This window comes from Leifsonia sp. 10N434, assembly GCF_056394405.1.
Genome location: NZ_JBFTHV010000002.1, coordinates 702,128 through 723,803 on the forward strand (window position 1 = coordinate 702,128; position 21,676 = coordinate 723,803).

Below are 21,676 nucleotides of genomic sequence, written 5' to 3' on the forward strand. Positions count from 1 at the left end.
GGTTACTCCTCTCCGAAGGCGGGGCTGTGCTCGCGGGCGTACTGCACATAGCTGTTGCTGACGCCCTGGGGAACCATCGGCCAGACCATGGCGTCGGCGCTCACCACGAAGTCGATGACGACCGGGCGGTCGTTCGTCTCGAGCGCGAGCTTGATGGCTGCGTCGACCTCTTCTTCTTTCGTGACCCGGATGCCGAGGGCGCCGTACGCCTCGGCCAGCTTCACGAAGTCGGGGACGCGGATCGTGTCGTGACCGGTGTTGAGGTCGGTGTTCGAGTAGCGGCCGTCGTAGAACAGCGTCTGCCACTGGCGCACCATCCCGAGCGACGAGTTGTTGATGATCGCCACCTTGATCGGGATGTTGTTGATCGTGCAGGTGGCGAGCTCCTGATTGGTCATCTGGAAGCATCCGTCGCCGTCGATCGACCAGACGACGCGGTCGGGCTCGGCGACCTTGGCGCCCATGGCGGCGGGCACCGAGTAGCCCATCGTTCCCGCACCACCGGAGTTGAGCCAGGAGTTCGGGCGCTCGTAGGCGATGAACTGCGCGGCCCACATCTGGTGCTGTCCGACGCCGGCGGCGTAGATGCCCTCCGGCCCGGTCAGCTCGCCGATGCGCTTGATGACGTGCTGGGGAGCCAGCAGACCGTCGGTGGTCGGCGAGAACCCGAGCGGGAACTCCTCGCGGAGTCCGTTCAGGTACGTCCACCACTCGATGATGTCGGGCGTGGTCGCCTTGATCGCGTCGGTGTAGGCGGCGGTCAGATCGACGATGACGTCCTTGGCATCGCCGACGATGGGGACGTCGGCGACACGGATCTTGGAGATCTCGGCCGGGTCGACGTCGACGTGCACGATCTTGGCGTTCGGAGCGAACAGCGAGGTGTTCCCCGTCACGCGGTCGTCGAACCGCGCGCCGAGCGAGATGATCAGATCCGACTCCTGGAGGGCGAGCACCGCGGGCACCGTGCCGTGCATGCCGGGCATGCCGAGGTGCTGCTTGTGCGAGTCGGGGAACGCTCCGCGGGCCATCAGCGTGGTCGTCACGGGGACGCCCGTCACCTCGGCGAGCTCGAGCAGTTCCTTCGACGCCCGCGACCGGATGACGCCGCCGCCCACGTAGAGGATCGGCTTCTTGGCCTCGGCCAGCATCTGCGCCGCGGCCAGGATCTGCTTGCCGTGCGCCTTCGTGATCGGCCGGTAACCCGGCAGGTCGATCTTCGGCGGCCACACGAACGGCACCGTGTTCTGCTGCGCGTCCTTGGTGATGTCGACGAGCACCGGACCGGGACGGCCCGTGCCGGCGATGTGGTACGCCGCGGCGATCGTCGAAGGGATGTCCGCCGCATCCTTCACGAGGAAGGAGTGCTTCGTGATCGGCATCGTGATGCCCACGATGTCGGCCTCCTGGAACGCGTCCGTGCCCATCAGGGTGGAGAAGACCTGGCCGGTGATGAAGACCACCGGAACGGAGTCCATGTGCGCGTCCATGATCGCGGTGACCAGGTTGGTGGCGCCGGGGCCCGAGGTGGCCATGGCGACGCCGACCTTGCCGCTGGCAGAGGCGTAGCCCTCGGCCGCGTGCCCGGCGCCCTGTTCATGGCGCACCAGCACGTGTCGGATCGCGGTGGAGTCCATGATCGCGTCGTAGATCGGAAGGATCGCACCGCCCGGCAGCCCGAAGACGTTGTCGACGCCGAGCAGTTCGAGGGTGCGGACGACGGACTGCGAGCCCGTCAGGAGTTCGGGCGAGGCCTTACCAGGCATCGCGGTGGGCAACACGGTACTGGGGGTACTGGTTTCCGAGGACATGTGTAAGCGAGTCCCTAACGTACGTAACGGTTGATAGTGGGGCGCGGACTACCCCGTGACCGCGCCCTCCGCAGCGGAGTGCACGAGCTTGGAGTACTTAGCGAGAACGCCACGGGTATAGCGCGGAGGAAGCGGCGCCCAGCCTTCACGGCGGGCGGTCAGCTCAGACTCGTCGACAAGTAGGTCGAGGGAGCGAGCCGCGATATCGACCCGTATCAGATCACCATCGCGCACGAAGGCGATGGGACCTGCGTCCACCGCTTCGGGTGCTATGTGGCCGATGCACAGGCCGGTTGTGCCGCCTGAGAATCGTCCGTCGGTCAATAGTAGTACATCCTTGCCGAGGCCTGCGCCCTTGATGGCGGCGGTGATGGCGAGCATCTCGCGCATGCCCGGGCCGCCCTTCGGACCCTCGTAGCGGATGATCACGACGTCGCCGGCGTTGATCCTGCCCTCGGTGAGTGCGTCCATGGCAGCACGCTCGCGCTCGAACACACGGGCGGGGCCCTCGAACACCTCGGCGTCGAAGCCGGCGGTCTTGACCACGGCGCCCTCGGGGGCGAGCGAGCCCTTGAGGATCGTGATGCCACCGGTCGCGTGGATGGGGTTGTCGAGCGAGCGCATGACCTCGCCGTCCGGAGCGGGCGGGTTGATCTCGGCGAGGTTCTCGGCGACGGTCTTGCCGGTGACGGTGAGGCAGTCGCCGTGCAGCAGGCCGGCGTCGAGGAGCGCCTTCATGACGACGGGGACACCGCCGTGGCGGTCGACGTCGTTCATGACGTACTTGCCGAAGGGCTTGAGGTCGCCGATGTGCGGCACCTTGTCGCCGATGCGGTTGAAGTCGTCGATGGTGAGGTCGACCTCGGCCTCCCTGGCGATCGCCAGCAGGTGAAGCACGACGTTGGTGGAGCCTCCGAACGCCATCGCGACGGCGATGGCGTTCTCGAACGCCTCCTTGGTCATGATGTCGCGCGCGGTGATGCCCAGCTTGAGCAGGTTGACCACAGCCTCGCCGGAGCGGTGGGCGAAGTAGTCGCGGCGGCGGTCGGCCGAGGGCGGCGCTGCCGAGCCGGGGAGGCTCATGCCGAGCGCCTCTGCGACAGAAGCCATGGTGTTCGCGGTGTACATGCCGCCGCAGGCGCCTTCGCCCGGTGCGATGGCGCACTCGATGCGCTTGAGGTCCTCTTCGCTCATCTTGCCCGCCTTGCAGGCGCCGACGGCCTCGAAGGAGTCGATGATCGTGACGTCCTTCTCGGTGCCGTCGGAGAGCTTGACCCAACCGGGGGCGATCGAGCCGGCGTAGAGGAACACCGCGGAGAGGTCGAGGCGCGCGGCGGCCATCAGCATGCCGGGAAGCGACTTGTCGCAGCCCGCGAGCAGGACGGTGCCGTCGAGGCGCTCCGCCATCATGACGGTCTCGACCGAGTCGGCGATGACCTCACGGGAGACGAGCGAGAAGTGCATCCCCTCGTGGCCCATCGAGATGCCGTCGGAAACGGAGATGGTGCCGAACTGGAGCGGGTAGCCGCCGCCGGAGTGCACTCCCTCTTTCGCGCCCTGTGCGAGGCGGTCGAGCGACAGGTTGCAGGGGGTGATCTCGTTCCACGAGCTCGCGATGCCGATCTGCGGCTTCTCCCAGTCGGCGTCGCCCATACCGACCGCACGAAGCATCCCCCGGCTGGTGGTTGCTTCGATGCCGTCGGTGACGACGCGTGAGCGCGGTTTCCAATCGATGTCAGGCATGGATCAACTCTAGGACGTCGCGCATGCCACTCGGACCATGTGTCACGAGCGCGACGCGCGGGCCTCCGCGAGCAGTGTCAGCATGGCCGCGACGGCCTTCTCGTCGGCGAGCCGGAACTGCGCCAGCGTCTCGCCGTCGCCCACTTTGATGCCGATGTCGCCGGACTCGACGCGCAGCACGCGGAAGCCGTCCTCGTCGGTCACGTCGTCGCCCGCGAAGAGCACAGCGTTCGCCGCCGTGTACTCGCGGAGGCGCTCGATCCCGTCGCCCTTGTCGGCGCCGCGCACCGAGAATTCGATGATGTCCTTGCCGTCGCGGATGGTGAGCGAGTCGCTCACCATCGCAGCGGCCTCGTAGGCCCGGCGCACCACGTCGGCGCCGTCCGTCTCCTCGAGCAGCCTGTAGTGCACGCCGAAGCCGACCGGCTTCACCTCGAGCCGGGTGCCGGGAACACTTTCGACCAGCTGCTGCAGCACCTCGCCCAGACGGGTCAGCGTCGACCGCTCCTCGTCGCTGAGGTCGAGCGAGACGCCGTCGCGCCCGAACCGCACCTCCACGCCGTGCGAGCCGATCAGCAGGGCGTCCTCGTCGGCCTCCGTCACGATCTCGAGACTCGAGAGCGGACGGCCGGAGACGTAGGCGACCCAGGTGTCCGGCGTGCGCTCGAGCTTCTCGAGAGCCGCCTTCGACTCCGGAAGCGCTCGCGCCGACTTGGGCTTGTCGACGAACGGCGCCAGCGTGCCGTCGAAGTCGAGCGCGAGGAGCACGCGATCGGCGGCTGCGAACTGCTTGAGGGCGGCGGCCAGCGCGATGGCGGACTCGGTGGGAGTGGGACGAGGTGTCTCGGTCATGCTTCTTTCTGGTTCAGCGCCGGTTGACCGGCGGGTTCTGCAGCGGGTGGTCGCCGTGCGCACTGCGCGTCAGGGCGTCGAGGAACGACGCCGACCACTTCGCCACATCGTTGGTGAGCACGCGCTTGCGCAATGCGCGCATCCGTCGCACCCGCTCGCGCCTGGGCATCGCGATGGCCTGCAGGATCGTCTCCTTGAGCCCCTCGATGTCGTGCGGATTGATGAGCAGCGCCTGGCGCAGCTCGTCGCTTGCACCGGCGAACTCACTGAGCACCAGCACACCGTCGTCGTCGACACGGGTGGCCACGTACTCTTTGGCGACCAGATTCATGCCGTCGCGCAGGGCGGTGACCAGCATGACGTCGGCGGCCAGATAGAGCGCGACCATCTCCTCGCGGGGGTAGCCGTGATGCAGGTAGGCGATCGCGGTGTGCCCCAGGGTGGAGTAGTCGCCGTTGATCCGGCCGACCGTCAGCTCGATCTCGTCGCGGAGCTGCTTGTAGGTCTCGACGCGCTCACGGCTCGGGCTCGCGACCTGGACGAGCGTGACGTCCTCCGCGGAGAGCGTGCCCTCGGCGAGCAGTTCGCCGAAGGCCTTGAGTCGGTGGCCGATGCCCTTCGTGTAGTCGAGCCGGTCGACGCCGAGCATGATCGTCTGCGGGTTGCCGAGCTCCTCGCGGATCTGGCGGGCACGCTCCTGGATCTCGGGCCGGCGCGCCATCGTCTGGTACTGCTCGGCGTCGATGGAGATCGGGAACTGCCGTGCGAGCACGGTGCGCACCAGGCCGCCGTGGCGATTCATCGTGACGTGTCGGTGCGACCCGGCTTCCGGATCGTCGGAGTCGATCGGCACCTCGATGATCGGGCCGCGGGTCTCGTAGCCCTTGAGCCGTCGGACAGCGCGGGAGAAGTTGCCGGCGTCCGCCACCCGCTGGAAGCCGATGACGTCGGCGCCGAGCAGTCCGTCGATGATCTGGCGCCGCCACGGGAGCTGGGAGTAGATGCCGTAGGGCGGGAACGGGATGTGGTTGAAGAAGCCGATCACGAGGTCGGGCCGCACCGCCCGCAGCATCGCCGGGACGAGCTGCAGCTGGTAGTCGTGCACCCAGACCACGGCGCCCTTGGCCGAGACGGCGGCGGCAGCATCCGCGAACCGCTGATTGACCTTGACGTAGCTCTCCCACCACTCGCGGTGGAAGCTCGGCGGCGCGATCACATCGTGATAGAGCGGCCAGAGGGTGTCGTTCGAGAATCCCTCGTAGTACTCCTGCAGCTCCTGCTCGCTGAGCCGCACGGGGTGGATGCTGATGCCGTCGGCCTCGAACGGCTCGACGTCTTCGTCGGCTACACCGGCCCAGCCGATCCAGATGCCGTCTTCCGCCCGCATCACGGGTTCGAGCGCAGCGACGAGACCACCGGGCGACGGACGCCACGTCGCGGTGCCGTCGTCGTCGATGACGCGGTCGACCGGAAGGCGATTGGAAACGATCACCAGGTCGTAGCTTGTGTTGTCCGCGGCCGCGTCGCTGCCCGTGGTGCTGTCGGTCTGAGCTGAAATGGTGGGTCCAATCCGTCGTTGTCGCCGGTCGTGCGCACTATCAGTCAGGGTACCAGCGTCGTGGAACCGGGAGTCTGCCGCGCGTTCGCCGAACGGCCATCGGGAGTTCAGCGGGCGTGATTAGAGTGACGACTGTGATGCGCATCGGCATGAGCACCTCGTGCGTGTATCCGCTTTCGACGGAGCACGCCTTCCGTTACGCCCGGCTCGCCGGCTACGACGGAGTGGAGGTGATGGTCACCCGCGACGAGGTCACGCAGTCCGCCAAATCGCTCCTCACCCTGTCCGCCAGGTACGGGATGCCCATCCTGTCCATCCACGCCCCGGTGCTGCTGCTCACCCACTTCGTCTGGGGCCGCGACCCGCAGGTCAAGCTCGAGCGGTCCGCCGAACTCGCGAAGGCGGTCGGCGCCGAGACCGTCGTCGTGCATCCGCCGTTCCGGTGGCAGTCCGACTACGCGGCCGGGTTCCTCGACATCGTGCGCAGCACGGCAGCCGACAGCGGCGTCGAGATCGCGGTCGAGAACATGTTCCCGTGGAAGGTGGGCAGCCGCTCGCTCGCGGCATACTCCCCCGGCTGGGATCCCAGCGCGATGGACTGCGACGCGGTGACCCTCGACTTCTCGCACGCCGCCCTCAGCGGGCTCGACTCCCTCGACTTCGCCGCCGAGCTCGGCGACCGGCTGCGGCACGTGCACCTGTGCGACGGCTCGGGCGCGCTCGACGACTCCCGGGTCTTCGACGAGCATCTGCTTCCCGGCCACGGCGGCCAGCCGGTCGCCGAGGTGCTCCGGATGCTCGCCGCCCGTCGGTGGGACGGGAGCATCGTGGCCGAGGTCAACACCCGCAAGGCGCGCACCGAGGACGAACGTCTCGCGCTGCTCCGCGAGACCCTCGACTTCGCCCGCACGCATGCGGCCGTCGCCGCGCATCCGCGGTTCTCGCGCAGCCGCCGGGCTCTGGCGTCGATGCTGCCGGTGCGCCGCTCCTAGCCGGCAGTGCCGAGGAGCCGCACGAGCTCGCGCGAGTACTCCTCGTAGCCGGCCGCCGTGGGGTGGAAGGCGGTGTAGCCCGTCGTGTTGACCCACGGATCCTTGTTGCCGATGCCATGACCGTCGAAGTCGACTCCCACGAAGGTGATCGGGATCCCCTTGGCGCGCTGGGCGTCGACGGCGTCGCTGATCACCTGGTTGAGTCCGACGGTGGCGGCGTTGATCGTGGCGGCGATGCCGAAGTCGGACGCGCTCGGGTCGGACGCGTCGTAGAGCGTGGCGTACCCGGTGACGACGATGCGGGCGTTGGGTGCGGCTTGCGCCACGGCCGAGTAGACGGTGTCGAGACGCTCGGGCAGCACGTTGAGCAGCGAGAGACCGGATGACACCTCGGTGCGGCAGGCGACCGCTTTGCCCGCCGAGCAGTCGGCCGCGATCGCCGCGACGCCCAGATCGTTGCCGCCCACGCTGATCGTGACCAGGTCGGTGCGGTCGTCGAGTGCGATGAGTTGGCGCTTGAGGAGGTCGCCGGTGGTGGCGCCGCTGCACGCGGCGTTGGCGATGAGGTCGACCTTGGAGGCCTCGGCGAACAGGTCGGGATAGGCCTTGTCGCTGGTCAGGCAGCGGCCCTGCTCGTCGCCGGCGCCCATCCCGGCTGCGAAGGAGTCGCCGAGCGCGACGTAACGCGTCTCGGTGGTGAGCGGTTCTTTCGGGAACGGGTCGAGCGTCGGGGTCGGCGTCGGGGTGGGGACCTCCGGCACGGCTGCGGACGGCGATTCGGCTCCGCCGCGGCTCGCCGCCCACGCGATGGCGCCCGCTCCGGCGAGCGCGCCGACAGCGACGATGGCGATGATCGGGATCAGGAGGGTTCTGCGTCGCATCCGGTCTACGCTACCGGCGCAGGCTTGACGATCGCTCGATACGGGCCGCGAACCCGCTGCGCCCGGTCAGAGACGCTCGGCCAGAGACGCCCGGTCAGAGACGCTCGGTCAGCGCGAGCATGATCGCCGGCACGCTGGCCGACAGCCGCTCGGAGAGCTTGCGCTCGTCGCCGGCGAGCAGGGCACGCGCCTCGGCGTTCGCGCAGAGCTCGGCGATCACCCGAACGGCCTCTTCTGCGTCGATCGTGAAACGGAGCGATGCCGACGTGAGCGCCTCGACCACGATGGTGGTGAGCTCGCGGACGAAGCCGTCCTGATACTCGAGGAAGCCGGCCGAGATCTCGGGATCGCGCATCGCCAGCAGCTGGAACTCCGACTGCACGAGCCACCAACGCCGGTCGTCCGACTGCAGCTCGAGCACCTTGGTGATGATCTCGACGACCGCATCGTCACCCAGCGCGGCACCTCCGCCGACCGCCGGAGCGAGGAACTGCGCGACGCCCTCGTTGAGCTGTTCGATGCGCAGGGACTTCTCGCGCTCCATCAGGGCGAAGAACAGCTCGTTCTTGCTGGAGAAGTTCGAGTAGAACGCGCCGCGCGTGAAGCCGGCCGCCTCGGTGATCATCTCGACGCTCGCGGCGTGCACTCCGTGCTCGGCGAAGATCTCGAACGCCGCGTCGAGCAGGCGTGCGCGGGTCTTCTGGCGGCGCGCCGAATCGACCGGGGCATCTTCTCTGAGAGCTGTCGTGTCCAAGCTGAAACCTTCCTGAGTCGAGGTCCAGATACATCAGTGTATCCGATACATTCGAGTATCGGATACGACGGTGTATCGAAACCCTTCCCTGATGCTGTTGTGTCACCGATACGTAGGAGAACGCGTGTCCTCGATTCTGTATTCGATCGGCCGCTGGGCGTTCCGCGCCCGCAAACTGGTGCTGTCGCTCTGGATCGTCCTCCTCGTCGCCCTCGGCGGTGGCGCCGTGCTGTTCAATCAGGGCACCGACAACTCCTTCAGCATCCCGGGTACCGAGTCCCAAGAGGCGCTCGACACGCTCAGTCGCACGTTCCCGCAGGTCAGCGGCACGTCGGCCCAGCTGGTGATCGTCGCCCCGAAGGGCGACACCGTCCGCGACGCCGACATCGAGCAGCCCGTGAAAGACGCCGTCGCGTCGCTCGAGAAGCTCGACGGGGTCTCCGGCGTCACCTCCCCGTACAGCGAGACCGTCAAGAACACGATCTCCGACGACGGATCGGCCGCGATCGTCACCGTGCAGCTGAAGGGTCAGATGACCACAGTGCCGGCCGAGACGAAGACCGACCTGAAGACGGCGGGCGCCGACCTGCAGAAGGCCCTGCCAGACGGCTCGCAGGTCGCCGTCGGCGGTGCGCTTTTCTCCCAGAGCCTGCCGACCCTCAGCGTGACCGAGCTCCTCGGTGTCGGCATCGCGCTCGTGGTGCTGATCCTCACCTTCGGATCGTTCCTCGCCGCCGGGATGCCCCTGCTCACCGCCCTGCTCGGGGTCGGGCTCTCGATGGCGCTGATCTTCATCGCGACGCTCTTCGGACCGATCTCGTCGACGACCCCCCTGCTCGCGCTCATGCTCGGTCTCGCGGTCGGCATCGACTACTCGCTGTTCATCATCTCCCGGCATCAGAGCCAGCTGAAGGCCGGCGTCCCACCGGAGGAATCAACGGCCCGATCGGTGGCGACCGCCGGGTCGGCCGTGCTCTTCGCCGGCATCACCGTGATCATCGCTCTCGTCGGACTGTCGGTGGCCGGCATCCCGTTCCTCACGACGATGGGCATCGCTGCTGCCGTCGCCGTCGCCGTCGCCGTGCTCATCTCCCTCACCCTCACGCCGGCGCTGCTCGGCTTCGCCGGCGCGCGCATCACTCCCGGGCGGCGAGCGGCGAAGCGAGCCGCGAAGAAGGCCGCCGCCACAGCAGCGGCCGCGGGCGAACCGACGCCTGCCCCGGTCGGCACCGCCGCCGCGCCGACCCTCGCGCACGCGGCCAAGGCCGAGATCCCTCCCGGCTTCTTCCGCGGCTGGGTGCGCACGGTCACCCGCTTCCCGATCGCCACGATCGTGGCCGTCGTGGCGGTGCTCGGGATCGCGGCGATCCCGGCGACGCAGCTGCGCCTCGCGCTCCCGGATGCCGGCTCGCACGCCCCTGGCGATCCGGCGCGGGTCACCTACGATCTCATCTCCGAGCACTTCGGACCGGGCTACAACGGGCCGCTCATCGTGACGGGATCGATCATCTCGAGCACCGATCCCGTCGGCCTCATGACGAAGATCGGCGACGAGATCGCAGCGATGCCCGGCGTCTCGTCCGTGCCGCTCGCCACCCCCAACCAGACCGCGGACACCGGCATCGTGCAGGTCATCCCGACCACGGGCCCCGATGACCCCAAGACGGCCCAGCTCGTCTCGGATCTGCGGGCGAAGCATCAGCACTTCCTCGACGAGTACGGCGTCGACCTCAAGGTCACCGGCAACACCGCGGCCCAGATCGACGTCTCCGATCGCCTCGGCGGCGCACTGCTGCCGTTCGGCATCCTCGTCGTCGGGCTGTCCCTCGTACTGCTGACCATGGTCTTCCGGTCGATCGCCGTTCCCATCAAGGCGGCCCTCGGCTACCTGCTCTCGGTCGGCGCCGCGTTCGGCGCGGTCGCGGCCGTCTTCGAGTGGGGCTGGTTCGGTGACGCCCTGAACCTCGCGAAGGAGGGCCCGGTGATCAGCTTCATGCCGATCATCCTGATGGGCGTGCTGTTCGGGTTGGCGATGGACTACGAGGTGTTCCTGGTCAGCCGCATCCGCGAGGACTACGTGCACGGCGGCGACGCCCGGCGCGCGGTCGAGAGCGGGTTCGTGGGTTCGGCCAAGGTCGTGACGGCAGCCGCGATCATCATGATCTCGGTGTTCGCGGCCTTCGTGCCCGAGGGGGACACATCGATCAAGCCGATCGCCCTCGGTCTCGCCGTCGGCGTCTTCGTCGACGCCTTCATTGTGCGCATGACCTTCGTGCCCGCCGTGCTCAAGGTGCTCGGCGACAAGGCCTGGTGGATGCCGCGCTGGCTCGACCGCGTGCTCCCCTCGTTCGACGTGGAGGGCGACGGACTGCAGAAGCAGCTCGAGCTCGCGGACTGGCCCGAGGCCGGGCATCCGTACATCGCCGCCGCGGACGGCCTCGCGATCAGCGCCAAGAAGAAGCGGCTGTTCTCCGATGTGTCGTTCCGCCTCGGAAATGGCGACGTGCTCGTGGTGCACGGCGGGGACCGCACCGCCGCCTCCGCCCTGCTGATGGCCGTCACGGGCCGCACGAAGCCGGATGCCGGCACGATCAAGGTCGCCGGGTTCGTGCTGCCGACCCGCGCCGCAGCCGTGCGATCGCGCACCGCCGTCGTGCGGTTCGGCGCAACGGAGACCCCCGTCGACGACCTCCGCCGTGCCCTCACCGGGCACCCGAACGTGCTGGCGCTCGATGCCGTCGACACGGTGACCGACCCGGTCGAGCGCCGGCGCATCCGCTACGAGCTGGCCGACGCGTTCAGCCGCGCCCGACTCGAAGAACGCCCGTTCGCGCTCGTCGTGAGCTGCGTGGAACCGGACGCGCTCGACGACCTGCTCCCCGAGACCGTCGAGCCGAGCACCGTGCTGCTCGGTCACGGCGCCCCGGCAGACACCCTCCACACCCACCGCTCCCCCGAAAAGGCGATCGTCTGATGCCAACGTCCTCCGCCCCGCTCCGCCGCCCGCGCTCGATCTTCTCGCTCGAGCGGATGCGGTCCGACAAGCGCGTCACCTGGCTGACCATCGCGGGCATCCTGCTCGTGCCGCTCGTGATCGGCGGGCTGCTGGTCTGGGCGCTCTGGAACCCGACCGAGCGGCTCGGCGATGTGAAGGCCGCCGTGGTCAACCTCGACCAGCCGGTGAAGGTCAACGGGCAGACCGTGCCCCTCGGTCGTCAGCTCTCGGCCGGCCTGCTCGACGGCACCAGCGACAACTTCAGCTGGGTGCTCACCGACGAGAAGGATGCGGCCAGCGGCCTCGCCGACGGAACCTACGTGTCCGTGGTCACGATCCCGAAGGACTTCTCGAAAGCGGCGACCTCCCCGGCAGGAGCGGCGGCAGACGCCACGCAGGCGACGATCGACGTGCAGACGTCGGCCGAGTCCAAGCTCGTCGATCCGGCGATCAGCCAGGCAGTGACGAGCACGGCGACCTCCGTGCTGAACAAACAGCTGACGTCGACCTATCTGGACAACGTCTACGTGGGCTTCAACACGTTGCACGACCAGATCGCCAAGGCGTCGAGCGGGGCGGCGCAGCTCTCCGGCGGCATCGGCACGCTCGCCACCGGCACCCATCAGCTCGCGGATGCCGCCGGCCAGTTGGGCACCGGCGCCTCCGGTCTGTCGTCGGGCGTCTCGCAGCTCTCCGATGGCGCCTCGGCGTTGTCGTCCGGGGCTTCGCAGCTCTCGACAGGGGCTTCGTCACTGGCCACCGGGCTGACCAAGCTGTCGGGCGGAGCTTCCGCCCTGTCCGGCGGCCTGAGCACTCTCCAGAGCAAGACGCAGGCCCTCCCGGCGCAGACGAAGCAGCTGTCCGGTGCGATCTCGGGCCTCGGCGGTGACCTGAGCGCGCTGCAGACCCGATGCATCACCGAGGGCGGAAGCGCCGAATTGTGCGGCGGCATCGCGAAGGCGGCTGCGACCGTCAACGGGGTTCCAGGCACAGCCGGCATCGCTGCGGGAGCCGCCCAGCTCGCCGACGGGATGCCGGCACTGACCGGCGGGATCGCGCAGAGCGCGACGGGCGCCTCCGCCGTCGCCTCCGGCCTGACGCAGAGCGCGGGCGGGGCATCCGGTCTGGCCGCCGGTGCCGCCAAGACCGCCTCCGGCTCGGCGCAGCTCGCCGATGGCGCCGCCCAGTCGGCCGACGGCGCCTCGCAGCTCGCCTCGGGCACCACGCAGTTGCACGACGGACTCACCGGCCTCGCGGCCGGAGCCGACGCGTCGGCGTCCGGGGCGGCGTCGCTCTCGAGCGGGTTGAAGCAGGCGACCGCGCAGCTGCCGAGCTACTCGAAGTCCGACCGGACGAACCTGGCGTCCGTGGCGTCGGAGCCGGTGACGCAGAAGACCGGTGACGTCGCCGCGTTCGGTGAGTCCAGCATCCCGTTGTTCGGGGCGGTGGCGCTCTGGCTCGGGGCCCTTGCGACCTTCCTCGTGCTGCAGGCCGTGTCCAAGCGCGCGCTGCTCACGACCCGCGCATCCGGTCGGATCGCCCTCGACGGGTTCGTTCCCGGGGCCGTCATCGGCGCCGTGCAGGGGGTGCTCGTCGCCGGGATCATGCAGTTCGCGCTGTCGCTCGATGTCGGCCAGTGGTTCGGGTTCGCGGCGATCGCCGCGGTCGCCGGCATCGCCTTCGCGGCCGTCAACCAGGGGCTCGTCGCGCTGCTGGGCGGGGTCGGCAGGTTCGTCTCGATGCTGGTCGTGGTCATCACGCTGGCGTCGGGGATCATCTCGACGGTGCCCGGGTTCTTCTCGACGGCGATGCAATGGCTGCCGACCTCGGCCGCGATCACCGCGTTCCGCGGGGTGGTCGAGTCGACCGACGGGGTCTGGCGCGGTTTCGGCGGCCTGCTGCTCTGGGCGGCCTTGGGCTTCGCGCTCACGCTGATCGCGGTCGCCCGCCGCCGTATCGTGCGGGTCACGCAGCTGCTGCCCGCCGAGTAGGCCCGCCGTCGCGGGCGGCGCTCGGCCGGCGCTCAGCCGGACGTCACCGCGAGGGCGAGGGTGGCGAGCACCACCGTGATCGGCGCGACGATCAGGCCGAGCAGCACGTAGCGGCTCCAGCGGATCTCCACGTCGAGCGAGCTCAGCCGCTGGTGCCAGAGGAGGGTCGCAAGCGACGCCCATGGCGTGATGAGCGGCCCGGCGTTCACGCCGATCAGGAGCGCGACCAGGCGCACGGGTGTGTTCGCGACCGGCTCCAGGGCGAGATAGGCCGGAAGATTGTCGATCGCGTTCGCGCCGACCATGCCGGTGAGCGACAGGCGCAGCAGGTCGAGCGGCGACTCACCGGTCCCCGAGACTGCGGAGAGCAGCGCGCCGAGGCCGACCGCGTGCAAAGCCTCGATGAACAGGAACAGCCCGCTCGCGAGCAGGATCAGCTGCCAGGGCAGCAGCGAGAACCGCAGCACGCTGCGCCGGCGCACGGCGAACACCGTGATCAGCACGACGGCAGCCGCCACCGCGGGGATCCATACCGCGATGCCCGACACCAGCGCGGGGACGAGTGCGGCCACGACCGCCGCGCTCCACCAGAAGAGCACCCGGTCCCCGATCGGCTCAGCCTCCCCCGGCTCGTAGCGCACCAGCAGCGACCGGCGTGCAATGAGGAACACCGCGACGGCGGGCACCACGACGGCCACCACGGCCGGCGCCGCGGTGAGCGCGGCGAACTCTCCAGGAGAGGGATCGCCCATCGCGTGCTGGGCGAGGAGGTTGGTGAGGTTCGACACCGGCAGCAGCAGCGAGCCGGTGTTCGCCAGCCAGACCGTCGTCAGGGCGAACGGAAGCGGGTTGAGGCCGGCGTGCCGGGCGAGCACGATCACGACCGGGGTCAGCAGCACCGCCGTCGTGTCGAGCGACAGGAAGATGGTCGAGAGCGTCGCGAAGAGCACGACCAGGATCCACAGCAACCAGGCGCGGCCCAGGCCCCAGCGCGCGGTCAATTGCGCGATCGCCGTGAACAGACCCGCCTCCGCCGCGAGCTCGGTGACGACGGTCACGGCGGCGACGAACAGCAGGATGGGCCACACGCGCTCCCAGAGCTCTGCGGCCTCGGCGAGCGGGAGGACACCGGTCGCGACGGCGATCCCGCCGAGCACGAGGAGCACGGCGCCGACGATCGCTGTGCGCATCCACTCCCTTTCCCGAACTGCCCAGGCGGCTGGTCCGACTGTAGTCGACGGCGTACGCTGCTCAACGCACCCGCTAGCGTGGGTGCCTTGAGCGAAAGGGAGCGGATGCGCAAGTTCTTCTTCAACGGCGCCGTGATCAGCGCGGCGGTCGGCCTGTGGTCCACCATCCAGTCGAGCAGGAGCGGTCCGCGCGACTGGCGCATCGTGCTGATGTGGATCAACGCCGGCATCGCTCTGGCCATCGCAGTCGGAACGGTCGTGCAGGAGTCGAAAGAGGCTGAAATCAGCGAGAAATCGCGCTGATCACGCGGCGTGTCCGCCCTGATTCGCAGGCAATGTCCAGGACACTGGTATCACAGCAGTGATATCAACCTGGAAGGGGTTGCGCGATGTTTGGTCGTAGGCGGCACGCCGCCGCGGTTCCGGCGGCTCCAGTCCCCGTTCCGCAGTTGAGCGAGGTGCAGATCCTCGAGCTGGTTCACGTCAAGATCGCCGAGCTGATCGGCGCGAAGGGCGAATGGACCGTCTCCCGACGCTCCGACGACGACACCGACGCCATCTTCCACTCGGTGCTGGCGCAATCCGTCTCGCTGTCCATCACCGCGACCCTCGTCGACGCACGCCGTCGCCTGGAGGCCGGCGAACTCGTCGAGACCGCAGCCGCCGTCACCGAACCCGAGGTCGAGACCGCCGAGGTCGTCGCCCGCACCGAGGCGCAGCACGTCGCCGCCGAGGTGACCACGGTCGACGTCACCGTCGAGACGGCGGATGCGTCCGAACCGGCAGCGTTCAGCTGGGAGCCGGCCCCGATCACCGTGTGGACCGACCTCCGCAAGCCGGTCACCGGCGAGATCCCCGCCATCATCGAGCGCGCCGCAGCCTGACCCTCTCGCGTTCAGGCTCTCCGTCTTCCGGCGGAAGCGTGCTCAACCGAGCGGTCGCCACCCCGACGGTCCGCGCGAGCCGGCGCGATAGGTGTCGAGTGCGACCTCGTCCTTCGTCCAGGCGCTGATCACCGGAGCGACGATGCGCCAGCACTCGACGGCCGTGTCGCCCCGCACGGACAGCGACGGATCCCCGTCGAGGATGCCCTCGAGGACCTCGCCATACGCCAGGAGCTGACCGGGGCCGAACTCCACCGACATCGACGCCCGCTCGATCTGCAGCGGATCGCCCGGGCCGTTGACGTTGAGTTCGAGTTGCATCTCGTCGGGCGCGAGCATCATGCGCAGCTTGGTCGGCTCTTTCGTCCCCGTCAGTCCCGTCGGCACGTGCTGGGCGGGTTTGAAGGTCACCACGACCTCGCGGCGCCGCTCCCCCAGCGCCTTCCCCGAGCGCAGCGTGAACGGAACGCCCGCCCAGCGCCAGGTGTCGATCTGGAACGTGACCTCGGCGAGTGTCTCGGTCTCGCGATCCGGATCGACGCCGGGCTCCTTGGCGTAGGCGGGGACCTTCTCGCCCTCGACAGTGCCGCCGGTGTATCGGGCGCGCCTGCTCGACTCCGTCGGACTGTCCTGCCACAAGCGGGTCGCGCGCAGCACAGCGCCCTTGCCGTCGCGGAGGTCCTGGGCATCCAGGGTGGACGGCGGCTCCATCGCCAGCACAGCGAGCACCTGCAGTAGGTGGCTCTGAATCATGTCGACCAGCGCGCCGGCCTTGTCGTAGTACCGGGCGCGTCCCTCGAGCCCGAGCGTCTCGTCGTAGATGACGTCGACCCGCTCGATGTGCTCGGCGCTCCAGACCGGCTCGAAGATGCGGTTGGCGAACCGGAGACCGAGCATGTTGTAGACCGTCGAACGGCCGAGGAAGTGGTCGACGCGATGCACCTGGTCTTCCGGCACCAGCTTCGCCAGCTGCTTGTTGAGCGCGATCGCCGTGCGACGGTCCGTGCCGAACGGCTTCTCGAGGGCGAGCGTGATGCCCTCGGGGAGCTCGATCTTCGCCAGCGCCGTGCAGGCGAGGGCGGTGACCGCCGGCGGCAGGGCGAAGTACAGCGCGGGAGTCGCATCGCAGGCGTCGAGGATGCGCTCGAGGTCATCCGGCTTCGTCACATCGGCGGTCAGGTAGCGCGTGCCTTCGAGCAGCGCATCGATCGCAGGTCCGCTTGCCGAGACGGTCTTGAACGACGAGCGCACGACCGAGCGCCAGTGCGCATCCGTCCATTCCTCGCTGCCGGAACCGACGAGCTGGAGACGCCGTTCCGGGTGGTTGGTGAGCAGTTGTCCAAGGGCTGGGAGCAGCAACCGCGAGGCGAGATCGCCGCTGCCTCCGAGAATCACGAGAGTGCCGACCGTCTGCGTCATGGCTCTCACAGTACCGGCCATACTGGAGAGCATGTCGCTCCCCATCGAGGATTACGCCCTGATCAGTGACTGCTTCACGGGGGCCCTCGTCGGACGGGACGGCAGCATCGACTGGCTGTGCCTGCCGCGCTACGACTCGCAGTCCATGTTCGGCGCGCTGCTCGGCACCGAGGACCACGGGCGCTGGCTCCTCGCGCCCGTCGACGCCGAGGCGACCTCCACCCGCTCCTACGAGGGCGACACCATGATCCTCGTGACGCGATGGACGTCGTCCGAGGGCGAGGTCGAAGTGATCGACGCGATGCCGATGGGCGACGGGCGCGCCGACATCGTGCGCCGGGTGCGAGGCATCAGGGGCACCGTGCGGATGAAGCAGGAAGTGCGCATCCGGTTCGGATACGCGACGGCGATCCCCTGGGTGCGCAAGGACGACTCCGAGCATCCGCCAGCGCTCATCGCGGTCGCCGGCCCGGATGCGATCGTCGTGCGCGGAGCGAACCTCAAGGCCACAGACCACGCCCACGCCGGGCAGTTCGCGGTCGAGGCGGGCAAAACCGTCGACCTCAGTCTCACCTGGTACCGCTCGCATCGGCAGCCGCCGGCGCGGCTCGATGTGGGGGCGGCGCTCGAGCGCACCCGCACCTGGTGGACGAAATGGGCGGAGGGCTGCGAGCACGAAGGCCCGTACCGGCAGGAGGTCGTGCGGTCCCTCCTGCTGCTGCGTGCGCTGACGCATCTGCAGACCGGTGGGATCGTCGCCGCTGCCACGACCTCGCTCCCCGAGAACTTCGGCGGCGAACGCAACTGGGACTACCGCTACGTGTGGCTCCGGGATGCATCGCTCACCATCTCCGTACTCCTCGCCCACGGCTACGACGACTCCGTCGACCACTGGCGCGACTGGCTGCTGCGCGCGGTGGCGGGCGATCCCGCAGACGTTCAGATCATGTACGGACTCTCAGGCGAGCGCGACCTGCGCGAGCACATCCTGACGAGCCTCCCCGGGTATCAGGGCGCTTCGCCCGTGCGCATCGGCAACGACGCCTCGCGGCAGTTCCAGGCCGACGTCATCGGCGAGGTGATGCTCGCGCTCGACCACGGCCGCAGGAGCGGCGTCACCGAGACCCGGTTCTCCTGGGCGCTCCAGCGCGCGCTCATGGGATACCTGGAGCAGCACTGGCGCGAGCCCGACCACGGCATCTGGGAGATCCGCGGAGACCCGCAGTACTTCACCCACTCGCAGGTGCTCGTCTGGGCCGCGTTCGACTGCGCGGTCCGCGCGGTCGAGGAGCACGGCCAGGAGGGCCCCGTCGCCCGCTGGCGCAAACTCCGCGATGAGGTGCGGGCCGACGTCGAGGCGAACGGTTACGACCCCGAACGCGGCACCTACGTGCAGTCCTACGGCAGCACGGAGGTCGACGCGTCGCTCCTGCAGCTCGCCCAGGTCGGCTACTGCGACTGGGACGACCCCCGGATGCTCGGCACCGTGCGCGCGATCGAGCACGACCTGCTGCGCGACGGGCTGCTGCTGCGGTACCGCACCGAGAAGGGCGTCGACGGGCTTCCTCCCGGCGAGCATCCGTTCCTGGCGTGCTCGTTCTGGCTGGTCGAGCAATACGCGCGCTCCGGTCGCGTCGACGACGCCCGCGCGCTGATGGACCGGCTGCTCGCGCTGGCGAACGACGTCGGCCTGCTGTCGGAGGAGTACGACGTCAGCGGACGCTCGCAGGCGGGCAACACCCCGCAGGCGCTCACCCATCTCACCCTGGTGCGCGCCGCCGACGCGATCGCCGACGTCGCGGGGAGCCCGGCCGCATGAGCGGTGTCGCCGAGCCCAGCTGGCACCGGAAACCTGCTCCGCGCTGGCTCAGGATCACCAGGACGACCGTCGCCTGGGTGGTCGCCGTCGTCGTGCTCGTCGTGATCGGCTTCCTGGTCTGGGCGAACACCTCCATGCCCGCGGAACGCGGGCCCCTCGACACCGTGTGGAACGACTCGGCGGTGTCGATCACCGACCACGGCGACTCGGTGGTGCTGGCGCCGACCGGCACGCCTTCCGGGGATGGCCTGGTCTTCATCCCCGGCGCCCGCGTCGATCCGTACGCCTACCTCTACAAGCTGTCCGGCGCCGTCGCCGAGACCGGGCTGACCGTCGTGGTGACCAAGCCCATCCTCAACCTGGCGTTCTTCGACCAGCGGCCGCTCTCGACGTTCACCGACGCCGCCCCGGATGTCTCGCACTGGTACGTCGGAGGACACTCGCTCGGCGGCGTGCGCGCCTGCCAGTACGCCGCCGAGGGCGAGGTCACCGGCCTGGTGCTGTTCGGCAGCTACTGCGCGAACGATCTCTCGAGGTCCGGCATCTCCGCGCTCAGCATCTCCGGCAGCGAAGACGGGCTGAGCACGCCGCAGAAGATCGCGGACACCCGCTCGCTCCTCCCCGCCGACGCGACGTTCAGCACGATCGAGGGCGCGAACCACGCCAGCTTCGGCGACTACGGAAAACAGCCGGGCGACGGGACGGCGACGATCGACTCGCCCGCGGTGAGGAAGGCGATCACGGCCGACGTGAGCGATTTCCTGGGGGCGGGATGACCGACGCACGCACCCGTGAGGACACCGTTCTCGATGAGAAGCTCGCCCTCGGCTCCCCCTGGGTGACCATCGTCTGGAACGATCCGGTGAACCTGATGTCGTACGTGACCTACGTGTTCCAGACGTACTTCGGTTTTCCGCGCAAGGAGGCCGATCGCCTGATGATGCTCGTGCATCTGGAGGGCCGCGCCGTCGTGGCGACCGGCACCCGCGAGGAGATGGAGCGGCACGTCGAGGCGATGCACGAGTACGGCCTGTGGGCGACGCTGACGAAGGCGGACGGATGAAAGCCTTCCGGCGCGAGCGGGACGGCAGCGTTTCGGCGGTGCTCGAACCCGAGGAGGTCGAGCTCCTGGTGCAGCTCGCCACTGAGAGTGCCGCGCTGGCCGACGCGGCGCGAGCGGGGGCCGGACTTCAGGCGGATCCCGCGCTCATCCGGCTGCTCCCCGACGCCTACCCCGGCGACCCCGCCGCCTCGGCGGAGTTCCGGCGCTTCACCGCCGACGGGCTGGCCGAGCGCAAGGCGACGAACGCGCGCGTCGTCGTCGAGACCCTGGCGAGCGCCGGTGCCGGCCGGATCGAGGTGCGGCTCGACACCGCCGCGTCGACCTCGTGGCTGCGGGCGATCACCGACATCCGGCTCGTGATCGGCGCACGACTCGGCATCGTGCAGGACGGGGACGAAGGTGACGTGCACGATACCGAATCGGCGCTCATGCGCGCCGCCTACGACTGGCTCGCCTGGGTGCAGGAATCCCTGGTGGACGCGCTCACTCCGCGCTGAGGCGGCTCACACCGGGAAGCGCACCGCGGCCGCCGCGACTCCCCCGCCGGGAACGTCTTCGGCCCGCAACGCGTAGATCTTCGCCTTCGAGGCCAGGGACCGGCGCAGGATCTCGTCGACGACACCGTAGTTTCCCGGCGAATCCTCCGCGTCCAGCGTGATGGCGCCCGTCTCGTCGTCCAGTGTTCCCGGCACGCGCTGCTCGATGTCCACGATCAAGGCCTCGACAGCGCCGTAGGTCGCCGCCCTGGCGATGTCGCTCAGGTCGACGAGGGCTGTGCCGGCCGCAATGCGCGCTTCGAAATCCTCCTTGAGCGCGGCGATCTTCTTCGCGTACACGGCGTCGAGCACGAGCCGGGCGGCCTGGGCGAGCTCCTCGTCGGTCTTCTCCTCGGGGTTGCCCGCGATCACCTGGTCGACGAGGTGCTGGTAGCTGTTCGCCCCGCGGAAGATCCCGATCAACGGCTCGGCCGCGGCGAGGATGAGCGGTTCGGTCGAGTTGGCGAGCATCGGCCGCAGTGCACGGTCGATGGCCTGCACGTATTCGAGCAGCCGCACCTTCTGGCCCTCGGATCCCTGGATGCGGCCATCGGCCGTTCGTCCGCTGACCGACGACAGTCCGACCGCACTCGCTACGTCGCGCGGCATCCCTGGCACGTCGACCGTGGTGGCGGGCGCCTCCGGGGAGACACGGATCAGCCGGACGGAGTTGCCGGCGAGCGCGAGCACCAGGGCCGTCTGCGGGAACGTGACGGCCCGCAGCAGCGGTTTGACGTAGAAGCGGTCGGAGACATCGCACGATGAGCCCAGCCGATTGGGGAGCCGGAAGGTCTCACTGACCTCTCCGTTGAGGAAGACGGCGAGCGAGCGGGACTGGTACCGCCAGAAGTCGCGGTCTTCGAGGATGCTCTCGCCCTCGTGGGCGATGGCCGCGATGCGCGTCTTCGGGATGCCGTCGTCCTCGAGGTGTTTGACCGCCTGCGCGAGGTGGTTCTTGAGTTCGATCCTTGCCCGGTCCGCCTCGGCGGGAACGGTGCCGGTCGGCAGGTAGATGCTGACGCATCCCGGTTCCCGGAAGGCTGCGATCCTCTCGATGTCGGCCTTGGTCGGGATGTCCTTGTATTCCATTCCAGCTCCCTCGGTCGTCGATGTCCGGTTCCGCCAGTCTCGTCGGGGGCGCAGCGGTTGACAAGTCCCGATCATGCGCCTACGGTCCGTTAAACCGGT

At 69.1% G+C, this 21,676-nt stretch carries 18 protein-coding genes; 9 read left to right on the forward strand and 9 right to left on the reverse strand.

Going from position 1 to position 21,676, the window contains the following annotated elements:
• Nucleotides 1–2: 2 nt before the first annotated feature.
• The 4 genes from AC1DB1_RS09060 to otsA are packed head-to-tail and all read right to left on the reverse strand — an operon-like array spanning nucleotide 3 to nucleotide 5,898.
• A complete protein-coding gene (locus AC1DB1_RS09060; RefSeq protein ID WP_477200507.1) occupies nucleotides 3–1,811 on the reverse strand; it encodes an acetolactate synthase large subunit in 1,809 nt (602 codons plus the stop codon).
• Nucleotides 1,812–1,859: 48 nt separating this feature from the next.
• Entirely contained in the window at nucleotides 1,860–3,554 is a 1,695-nt protein-coding gene (ilvD, locus tag AC1DB1_RS09065; RefSeq protein WP_271178273.1) for a dihydroxy-acid dehydratase, read from the reverse strand.
• Nucleotides 3,555–3,596: 42 nt separating this feature from the next.
• Complete coding sequence (gene otsB / locus AC1DB1_RS09070) at nucleotides 3,597–4,406, reverse strand: trehalose-phosphatase (RefSeq protein WP_477200508.1); 810 nt, start codon at nucleotides 4,404–4,406, stop codon at nucleotides 3,597–3,599.
• Nucleotides 4,407–4,419: 13 nt separating this feature from the next.
• Complete coding sequence (gene otsA / locus AC1DB1_RS09075; RefSeq protein WP_309297492.1) at nucleotides 4,420–5,898, reverse strand: alpha,alpha-trehalose-phosphate synthase (UDP-forming); 1,479 nt, start codon at nucleotides 5,896–5,898, stop codon at nucleotides 4,420–4,422.
• 203 nt (nucleotides 5,899–6,101) lie between these two features.
• Between otsA and AC1DB1_RS09080 the strand changes: the two genes are divergently transcribed.
• Nucleotides 6,102–6,956, forward strand: coding sequence for a sugar phosphate isomerase/epimerase family protein (locus tag AC1DB1_RS09080; protein WP_477200559.1), 855 nt, complete (start codon nucleotides 6,102–6,104; stop codon nucleotides 6,954–6,956).
• On the opposite strand, the gene AC1DB1_RS09085 is transcribed toward AC1DB1_RS09080, so the two are convergent.
• Both AC1DB1_RS09085 and AC1DB1_RS09090 read right to left on the reverse strand, forming a co-directional pair.
• Nucleotides 6,953–7,837: an SGNH/GDSL hydrolase family protein gene (locus AC1DB1_RS09085; protein ID WP_477200509.1), complete on the reverse strand. Its 885-nt coding sequence runs from the start codon at nucleotides 7,835–7,837 to the stop codon at nucleotides 6,953–6,955. The genes AC1DB1_RS09080 and AC1DB1_RS09085 overlap by 4 nt on opposite strands.
• A gap of 94 nt (nucleotides 7,838–7,931) precedes the next feature.
• Nucleotides 7,932–8,591: a TetR/AcrR family transcriptional regulator gene (locus AC1DB1_RS09090; protein ID WP_271178269.1), complete on the reverse strand. Its 660-nt coding sequence runs from the start codon at nucleotides 8,589–8,591 to the stop codon at nucleotides 7,932–7,934.
• A 124-nt stretch (nucleotides 8,592–8,715) separates the two neighbouring features.
• Between AC1DB1_RS09090 and AC1DB1_RS09095 the strand changes: the two genes are divergently transcribed.
• Both AC1DB1_RS09095 and AC1DB1_RS09100 read left to right on the forward strand, forming a co-directional pair.
• Nucleotides 8,716–11,565, forward strand: coding sequence for an MMPL family transporter (locus AC1DB1_RS09095; RefSeq protein ID WP_477200510.1), 2,850 nt, complete (start codon nucleotides 8,716–8,718; stop codon nucleotides 11,563–11,565).
• A complete protein-coding gene (locus tag AC1DB1_RS09100) occupies nucleotides 11,565–13,577 on the forward strand; it encodes a YhgE/Pip family protein (protein WP_477200511.1) in 2,013 nt (670 codons plus the stop codon). Before AC1DB1_RS09095 ends, AC1DB1_RS09100 begins: the two co-directional genes overlap by 1 nt.
• 32 nt (nucleotides 13,578–13,609) lie before the next feature.
• Here the strand turns inward: AC1DB1_RS09100 and AC1DB1_RS09105 are convergent, their stop codons facing one another.
• Nucleotides 13,610–14,767, reverse strand: coding sequence for an SLC13 family permease (locus tag AC1DB1_RS09105; RefSeq protein WP_477200512.1), 1,158 nt, complete (start codon nucleotides 14,765–14,767; stop codon nucleotides 13,610–13,612).
• 87 nt (nucleotides 14,768–14,854) lie between these two features.
• Between AC1DB1_RS09105 and AC1DB1_RS09110 the strand changes: the two genes are divergently transcribed.
• Nucleotides 14,855–15,070, forward strand: a complete 216-nt coding sequence (locus tag AC1DB1_RS09110) for a hypothetical protein (protein ID WP_271178265.1) — start codon at nucleotides 14,855–14,857, stop codon at nucleotides 15,068–15,070.
• Between the two features lie 86 nt (nucleotides 15,071–15,156).
• Nucleotides 15,157–15,651, forward strand: coding sequence for a hypothetical protein (locus AC1DB1_RS09115; protein ID WP_477200513.1), 495 nt, complete (start codon nucleotides 15,157–15,159; stop codon nucleotides 15,649–15,651).
• 42 nt (nucleotides 15,652–15,693) lie between these two features.
• Here AC1DB1_RS09115 and AC1DB1_RS09120 read toward each other — a convergent pair whose 3' ends face one another.
• Entirely contained in the window at nucleotides 15,694–17,070 is a 1,377-nt protein-coding gene (locus AC1DB1_RS09120; protein WP_477200514.1) for a glucose-6-phosphate dehydrogenase, read from the reverse strand.
• A 31-nt stretch (nucleotides 17,071–17,101) separates the two neighbouring features.
• Between AC1DB1_RS09120 and AC1DB1_RS09125 the strand changes: the two genes are divergently transcribed.
• The 4 genes from AC1DB1_RS09125 to AC1DB1_RS09140 are packed head-to-tail and all read left to right on the forward strand — an operon-like array spanning nucleotide 17,102 to nucleotide 20,449.
• Entirely contained in the window at nucleotides 17,102–18,889 is a 1,788-nt protein-coding gene (locus tag AC1DB1_RS09125) for a glycoside hydrolase family 15 protein (protein WP_477200515.1), read from the forward strand.
• On the forward strand, nucleotides 18,886–19,665 hold the full coding sequence (locus tag AC1DB1_RS09130) for an alpha/beta hydrolase (protein ID WP_271178261.1): 780 nt from the start codon (nucleotides 18,886–18,888) through the stop codon (nucleotides 19,663–19,665). Before AC1DB1_RS09125 ends, AC1DB1_RS09130 begins: the two co-directional genes overlap by 4 nt.
• On the forward strand, nucleotides 19,662–19,952 hold the full coding sequence (gene clpS, locus AC1DB1_RS09135; protein WP_271178260.1) for an ATP-dependent Clp protease adapter ClpS: 291 nt from the start codon (nucleotides 19,662–19,664) through the stop codon (nucleotides 19,950–19,952). Before AC1DB1_RS09130 ends, clpS begins: the two co-directional genes overlap by 4 nt.
• On the forward strand, nucleotides 19,949–20,449 hold the full coding sequence (locus tag AC1DB1_RS09140; RefSeq protein ID WP_477200516.1) for a DUF2017 family protein: 501 nt from the start codon (nucleotides 19,949–19,951) through the stop codon (nucleotides 20,447–20,449). Before clpS ends, AC1DB1_RS09140 begins: the two co-directional genes overlap by 4 nt.
• A gap of 6 nt (nucleotides 20,450–20,455) precedes the next feature.
• Here the strand turns inward: AC1DB1_RS09140 and AC1DB1_RS09145 are convergent, their stop codons facing one another.
• Nucleotides 20,456–21,577, reverse strand: a complete 1,122-nt coding sequence (locus tag AC1DB1_RS09145) for a baeRF8 domain-containing protein (protein WP_271178258.1) — start codon at nucleotides 21,575–21,577, stop codon at nucleotides 20,456–20,458.
• Nucleotides 21,578–21,676 lie beyond the last annotated feature (99 nt).